This is a genomic window from Streptomyces torulosus (genome assembly GCF_001419765.1).
Lineage (GTDB): Bacteria > Actinomycetota > Actinomycetes > Streptomycetales > Streptomycetaceae > Streptomyces > Streptomyces torulosus.
The window spans coordinates 1-374 of sequence record NZ_LIRK01000762.1 but is presented as its reverse complement, the minus strand read 5'-3'; the positions used below and the strand labels follow the sequence as shown (position 1 = coordinate 374).

Annotated in this window: 1 pseudogene; it reads right to left on the bottom strand. The window is 73.8% G+C overall.

Annotated features, from left to right (window positions below):
• A pseudogene (locus tag AOK23_RS50970) lies at window positions 1–374 on the bottom strand (TerD family protein); the annotation flags it as partial.

The following is a 374-nucleotide window of genomic DNA, read 5'->3' as shown; positions in this document are numbered from 1 at the left end:
CGCCCGGCTGGGTCAGCGGTGCCAGCGTGGTCGCTCCGGCCCCGGCCGGGTCGATGACATGGACGCTGAACTCCCCCGGTGGGTACACCGCGAGGAGCCGCGCGGCGAGCGCCACGGCGGTGTCCAGGGCGAGACGGCGCAGTTCGTCGGAGTCCGCGAAGGAGGCGACGGAGCCGGAACGGCCGCTGTCGATCCACAGGCCCCGCTCCAGCGGCAGCCGGACCAGCATGGGGATGCGCAGTCCGTCGCTCTCCGGCAGATGCAGGTCGCCCAGGCGCACGGCCATCGGGACCTCCATCGGCACCCGGTAGTCGTGCCACACCGGGTTGTCCCAGCGGGCGTACGCCATGGGCAGCGCGGGCTCCACGACGTCG